Here is a 6,545-nt window from a genome sequence, read left to right as displayed (position 1 = left end):
GGTTAGGACGCATCTTATGGTAGAGACGTTGCATGCAACGTCTCTACAACAGTTCATTTGTCCTAATCGATGTGTCTACTGCTATATCACCTCGGCTATGCCCGACAGACAAGGATTTCGATTACTAGACTGGTGTTCTCTATAGTAGCGCTCACTTAAATTTCCTAGTATATTAGTCAAAAAGCTCGCCGACTCAGCTATGGTTGCTCCTATCCCAGACAGTACTGAAATCGAGCGTCACAGGGCTGCAATAGTCCGCACTAACTTGTCGAAGCCTGTGCGACTAGCCCTAGAAAGTGCAATTCTAACTAAAGATACTTCCTTTTTTGACTACGGCTGCGGTCGTGGTAGTGACATTAACCGTCTGCGTCGGCAAGATTATACCTGTGCTGGTTGGGACCCCTACTACCATGGCGGTAATTCTCTAGTCCCCTCTGATATCGTTAACCTGGGCTATGTAATCAATGTGATTGAAAAGCCAGGAGAACGTCGCCAAGCCTTACTAAAAGCCTGGGAACTTACCCAAAAGGTGCTGATTGTCTCTGCCCAAGTTTTAATTGATGACCGTAGTTCTGGGCAAATTGCTTATGGTGATGGTATTGTCACCCGCCGGAATACGTTTCAGAAATACTACGAACAAGAAGAACTCAAAGCCTACATTGACCAAGTATTAGGGGTTGATGCCATTCCCGTTGACTTGGGCATCTATTTTATATTCCGAGATGCCACTCAAGCCGAAAGCTTCCGGGCATCCCGCTTCCGTTCTCGTACCATTACCCCCAGAATCCGCGTTAGCGTGAAGCGGTTCGAGGAGTACAAAGATATGCTTACCCCTCTGATGGCATTTGTCACCGAACGGGGACGCCTTCCCAGTCCCCTAGAACTCGCCAATACCGAAGAAATCCTGGAAGAATTCGGCACTCTACGCCGTGCATTTAAGGTTATTTTACAAGTGACTGAGCAAAACGAATGGGATGCGATCGCAGATAAACGTCGCCATGATTTCCTCGTCTATCTCGCCTTGGCTAAATTCAATGGTCGCCCCAAGTTTGGTCAATTAGATCCTTTAGTCCAAAATGATATTAGAGCCTTCTTTGGCAACTATCAACAAGCCTGTGCTGCGGCTGATTTAATCCTCTTGAGTGTGGGCAATCCCGGCTTAATTGCCAATTGCTGCAAGCGCTCTCGAGTGGGTAAACTCCTCCCCAGCGCCCTCTACGTCCACGTTTCGGCACTCGAAGCCCTCGAAGCGCCACTCCGACTCTACGAAGGGTGCGCCAGCCGTACTGTTGGTCGCCTAGAGGGGGCAACCTTAGTCAAGTTTCATATTAATCAACCCAAAATCTCCTACCTGTTCTATCCCAATTTCGATACTGAACCCCATCCAGAACTACACACAAGCATGAACATTGACTTGCAGGATTTACAGGTTACCTATCACCATTACGATGCCTCCAGAAATCCTCCGGTCTTACACCGTAAAGAAACCTTTGTTACCCCAGATTATCCCCTGTACGAAAAATTTGCCAAACTTACTCGTCAGGAAGAAGACTGGGGACTACTGGATAATACTCAAACTATTGGTACGCGCAAAGGCTGGCAACAATGCCTTATTGACCATTGCGCCCAACTCCAAGGACACCGCGTCATCTGGCGCAAAGATGCTGATCCTTACCGCCTTAAACTACGCCAAGCGGCACACCGTCAACGAACGAAACGCCAGGTTTAACCGAAAGCCTGAATGGGACTTTGTTGACTGTTGACCGGAAGAAAGAAAACCCCTGGCAGTCGGAGAATACCACCAGGGATTGCCATCTACAACTGAGAGCTTGCATTTTTCGTTGCCTTTATACGATAACGATTTTGGGAAACCAACAGAATCCGAGAAATTAAGGAATTATCAAACTGGACTTGGGCGAAGATCCCAGAATTTACGGATCTCATTTAGTCGGTGAAACCAGTAGACTCAATATTGAGACCGAAAAATACATTGGGAGTTTGATACCCCTGGCAGTTTAACCACTGACCAGGGGATTTTCTTTTGGGTTGATTGTCCATATCATGTCCGCCTAAACAGTAATTATTCCCTTCTGCCTTCTGCCTTCTGCCTTCTGCCTTCTGCCTTATTGAAGCCCTCTGCCTTGTTTCCACCAAAGTGTAAGTATTCAACCGGACTTAATATCAAGGGTGGTTAACAACTTTGCCTAAATGTCCGGAGTTTTTGCCAGAACCATTGAATAAGGGTATTAAGCGGCATTTTATTGATGCCGATAACTGAGTATGCGGAGCCATCAACTACCCCGCCCATAGCCTAGCTATGGAGGTTAGCGATTTATAGCATTTTATGGGATAAGAATATTTATCCATTATGTTTATTGTCTTGTCAATTAATTGAGGTTTAATCTTTGCCTAAAAAGCTTAAACAATAGAAGCAAATTAAACTTGATAAAAAACATCAATTAATTTAAAATACCTCTAAAAAATAATGCCATTCTCCAATGACACTATACAGAAACAAGGCAAAATTTTCTTTATTCATAGAAAAACAAAGCGCCTCTTTATCGAAAAAATACAATATTTGGCGGATTCCTTTGGTAAATTTAGTGGGTATACTAGATCTTTGATACTTTCATTCAATTTAATATTTGAATAGAAAAGAATCTATCCCGATCAAAGGAGTAGTTCAATGATTTGCTGGTCAAATAATTGAACTCATGACAAGTCCTTAAGATGTGATCCTTTATATCTGTGGAAAAACTTATGAAAGTAGCGCCAATCCATATCTCAAACCTTGAGAATCAAGAGTTTTTACAAGAATCCTCTGAAAGGGTAGAACTGATAGAGCAGTTACTGGCAATTGGTACAGCCCTTTCGAGTAGTAATGATTTGGACAAATTACTCCGACTAATTTTATCCAAAAGCAGGGAAATTACGTTTAGTGATGCAGGTAGTCTGTATCTGATCGATCACACTCAGGCGGAGCCGAGATTGTTATTTAAGGTGGCACAGAATGACTCGCTACCCAACAAACCATTCAACGAGTTCGTAATGCCTCTCAACCGTAAAAGTTTGGCGGGGTACGTTGCGCTAACGGGTGAAAGTTTAAAGTTGGCAGATGCATATCAATTGCCCGCCAATGTGCCTTACGCCCTTGACCGCAGTTTTGACACGAATATGCCCTATCGGACTTGCTCGGTATTAGTTTTGCCGATGCAAAAACCAGACGGAGAAATTATTGGCGTATTACAACTGATTAATCGCAAGCGCCGCCCTGATGTCATGCTCACACCCAAAAACGCTGTGGACGTGACCCAGCCCTATTCAGACTGGGAAGAGCGGATTGTGCGATCGCTGGCGTCTCAGGCGGCGATTTCCATTGAACGCAATCATCTTCAAGAAAGTATCGAAAATCTGTTTGAGGGCTTTGTCCGAGCCTCTGTGCAAATTATTGAGACACGCGACCCGACAACCTCTGGTCACTCGGAACGGGTGGCAGAACTCACCGTGCGACTCTGTGAAGAGACGTCGGCAATCACCAAGGGTTCTCTGAGTTCCGTGTATTTGAACGATCGCCAAATCCGAGAACTTCGCTATGCGGCATTATTACATGACTTTGGCAAAGTGGGTGTCCCAGAAGCCATTTTGGGCAAGCGCAAGAAACTCTATCCCTCACAGCTAGAGGTGATTCTCCATCGCTTTGCCTTAGCGCAGCGCACTCTGGAAATGGAATGCGCTCAAAACAAGTTCAAGTATTTACTCGAACATCCTGACCATCGCCATGACAATAACAACTCAACCTCGAGCTGTCCTCACTGTCAAAAACTCGAACAGCTCGATACACAACTAGCTCAAGCCATTGAAACAATCAAGCATTATCGGGAATTTGTGCAACAACTCAATCAGCCAGAAGTACTGCTCACTCGCGATTTTCAGGCATTTACAGAGGAAACATTAACCCAACTAACTGTTTTATCCCAATACACCTATCGAGATGTAGATGGTCAAATCAAACCCCTGATTACCAAGGCAGAGATGGTTCAATTGCTTGTGCCAAAAGGAAATTTAACCCCTGAAGAGCGTCTGGGTATTGAGTCTCATGTTACGCACACATACCATTTTCTCCAACGCATTCCCTGGACAAAGCATCTCAAAGACGTTCCGATTATTGCCTATGGACATCACGAGAAACTAGATGGCAGTGGCTACCCCAGAGGCTTAAAGCAAGATGAAATTCCCATCCAAACCCAGATGCTCACCGTTGCCGATATCTATGACGCCCTCACCGCCAGCGATCGCCCCTACAAGCGGCGGCTACCCCTGGAAACAGCACTGAAAATCCTGCGCCAAGAAGCTACCAAAAATAAAATTAACGGCGACTTAGTGGAGTTATTTGAGCAACGCCAGGTTTTTAGGGTTTTGGGTCATTCCCTCAACGTAGACTCTGTGGCTTGACCCCTGAAAATTCCAGACAGATGCTCTGAAGCCGGGGAAGCACGGGGAACAAGACCCGCCAGTAGAGACGTAGCATGCTACGTCTCTACCAAATGATGCTGTGGGGACGGGATCGACGCCCTAAAGCTGATCCGAGTAGTATTGATCCTTGTATTGATCCGTCCCCGATCAAACAATTTGCAATTCTTATCTTTTCACCTAGTTTTCCCCACTAGATTCCCCAGTGTTTCCACATGAAATTTCCAAGTTTTCCACAAATTACATCAGGTTTTCCACAGGGATGAACGGCGGGATCGAGCCTATCCCCTCATATTGGGGATTTTCCCCATCAAGGATATGGAGGCGATACTAGACTGAATTTGTGTAAACTTGTGTAACAAAAATAGGGTTCAAAGGCTGATTCTATCGTTAGCATTTTGGCGATTTGAGTGACCTTGTAATATTTCGTATCATTGACAACCCCACCCCATCTCAGTTGAGAATAGTGCGACCTACCCATAAAAAAACTTGAGACATCTCAAAGCAACAAGAGCAGTGGGTGCTGTGTCTAAGTCTATTTGCCGCTAGGTTTTAGCTACATTAGCCGATTTCCACAGACATGTAGAGAGCGAGCAAGGTGGCTTTTGTCCCAACACACTATTCGATAGAGAGGTAACTATGAACGCAACCGTCAGCATTTTGGCAGAAATCCCTGAAGACCTACACGAGTCCCTCAAGCGCTACTTAGAAACCCATCCCACTTGGGATCAAGATCGGGTTTTTGCCGCAGCGTTATCGCTGTTTTTGCTCCAAAATGGGAGTGGTAAGACACCCGAAGCCTCCCAGACCTATCGGGCTTGCGCTCGTGTCTACCTAGAATCCCTATTTCAGTCTCCTGCCTGAGTGAAGTAGTGAGATGGAGAGCTGGGGAAGCCATGCCATGTAGAGACGTAGCCTGCTACGTCTGGGGAGCTGGGGCAGGACAAGGGAGAATTTTTCACCAATGACATAGGATCATAAGCTGTTCCCTATTCCCTATTTCCTGTTCCCTATCCCCTATTCCCTATTCCCTAAAAAATGACGAATGACAAATGACAGTTTAGTGATTCCTCAACTAATTGTAGGTTTGGGTAATCCCGAACCCAAATATGACAAAACCCGTCATAACATTGGTTTTGAAGTCGTCGATGAGCTAGCCCGTCGGGTGCAAATCTCTTGGAGCGAAAATCGTCGCTTCCAAGCGTTGTTGGGCGAAGGACGCGGCTTAACAGGTGACAAACTACGTTTACTCAAACCCCTAACCTACATGAATCGTTCTGGGCAAGCAATTCGTGCCACTATAGATTGGTACAAAATGCCCCCAGAGTCAGTTTTGATCGTCTATGATGAGCTTGATTTACCGGTTGGGCGGCTACGTCTACGCCTTTCTGGTTCTGCGGGAGGACACAACGGCATGAAATCCGCGATCGCGCATCTGGGAACACAAAATTTCCCCCGCCTACGCATTGGAATTGGCAAGTCTGACCCCGACAAGAACACCGTTGGTCACGTTTTAGGCAAATTCTCTCCTGAGGAATCTAAGATCATCTCCGAAGTCATCCAACTCGCCGTTGACGCCATAGAACTCTCGCTAAAGGAAGGAGTCGAAAAAGCAATGAGCCTCTACAATAACCGGATAATTAATTCATGAAGGCGATCCTAGATATCCTGAGCTAAGATACCCTTAGCCACTCATAGTTCATGTACTAGGGGATGATTGAGTGAAAGTCGAGTCAATTCACATCCAAAGCTTCAAGCGGTTTGAGCAACTAGAGATTTACTTCAAAAATGGGATTCTGGATGAAGTGGCTGACAAATGGTACAAGGCTCAACCGCCAGAATTTAAAGAAATGCACGACTTTGTTGAACCTGGAGACAATATTTTGTGTCTCAACTTATGAAAATTGAGCCAAACTGCCAGTTTATTATTACGACTCACTCAGACTCGGTAAGCAACGTGGTTGGAGAAAGTGAAACCTACCGAATAGCGGGAGGAAAGCTATGTCTGTATTAAGAACTCTTTGACCAATGACCAATGACCAATGACCAATGACCAATGACCAATGACCAATGAC

At 45.4% G+C, this 6,545-nt stretch carries 6 protein-coding genes; all 6 read left to right on the top strand.

Features of this window, described 5'->3' with window-relative positions; translation table 11 throughout:
• Positions 1-199: 199 nt before the first annotated feature.
• Positions 200-1,729, top strand: a complete 1,530-nt coding sequence (locus ACLFWI_RS24430) for a DNA phosphorothioation-associated putative methyltransferase (protein WP_446415079.1) — start codon at positions 200-202, stop codon at positions 1,727-1,729.
• Between the two features lie 1,031 nt (positions 1,730-2,760).
• The gene (locus ACLFWI_RS24425; RefSeq protein WP_446415078.1) at positions 2,761-4,452 is read left to right on the top strand and encodes an HD domain-containing phosphohydrolase; all 1,692 of its coding nucleotides are present in this window, start codon (positions 2,761-2,763) and stop codon (positions 4,450-4,452) included.
• A gap of 74 nt (positions 4,453-4,526) precedes the next feature.
• A complete protein-coding gene (locus ACLFWI_RS24420; protein ID WP_446415077.1) occupies positions 4,527-4,667 on the top strand; it encodes a hypothetical protein in 141 nt (46 codons plus the stop codon).
• Between the two features lie 442 nt (positions 4,668-5,109).
• Complete coding sequence (locus ACLFWI_RS24415) at positions 5,110-5,334, top strand: DUF2811 domain-containing protein (RefSeq protein WP_446389477.1); 225 nt, start codon at positions 5,110-5,112, stop codon at positions 5,332-5,334.
• A 181-nt stretch (positions 5,335-5,515) separates the two neighbouring features.
• On the top strand, positions 5,516-6,121 hold the full coding sequence (gene pth, locus ACLFWI_RS24410) for an aminoacyl-tRNA hydrolase (RefSeq protein WP_446415076.1): 606 nt from the start codon (positions 5,516-5,518) through the stop codon (positions 6,119-6,121).
• Positions 6,122-6,191: 70 nt separating this feature from the next.
• Positions 6,192-6,371 carry a hypothetical protein gene (locus tag ACLFWI_RS24405; RefSeq protein ID WP_446415075.1) on the top strand — a complete coding sequence of 60 codons (180 nt, stop codon included), beginning with the start codon at positions 6,192-6,194 and terminating at the stop codon, positions 6,369-6,371.
• Positions 6,372-6,545 lie beyond the last annotated feature (174 nt).

The organism is Coleofasciculus sp., from assembly GCF_046539235.1.
GTDB lineage: Bacteria > Cyanobacteriota > Cyanobacteriia > Cyanobacteriales > Coleofasciculaceae > Coleofasciculus.
This window is presented reverse-complemented; position numbering and strand designations above follow the sequence as displayed.

Coding starts and splice junctions, on each gene's coding strand:
- pth (WP_446415076.1), top strand. CDS start 5,516: ATGACAAATGACAGTTTAGTGATTCCTCAACTAATTGTAGGTTTGGGT.
- ACLFWI_RS24415 (WP_446389477.1), top strand. CDS start 5,110: ATGAACGCAACCGTCAGCATTTTGGCAGAAATCCCTGAAGACCTACAC.
- ACLFWI_RS24430 (WP_446415079.1), top strand. CDS start 200: ATGGTTGCTCCTATCCCAGACAGTACTGAAATCGAGCGTCACAGGGCT.
- ACLFWI_RS24420 (WP_446415077.1), top strand. CDS start 4,527: ATGCTACGTCTCTACCAAATGATGCTGTGGGGACGGGATCGACGCCCT.
- ACLFWI_RS24425 (WP_446415078.1), top strand. CDS start 2,761: ATGAAAGTAGCGCCAATCCATATCTCAAACCTTGAGAATCAAGAGTTT.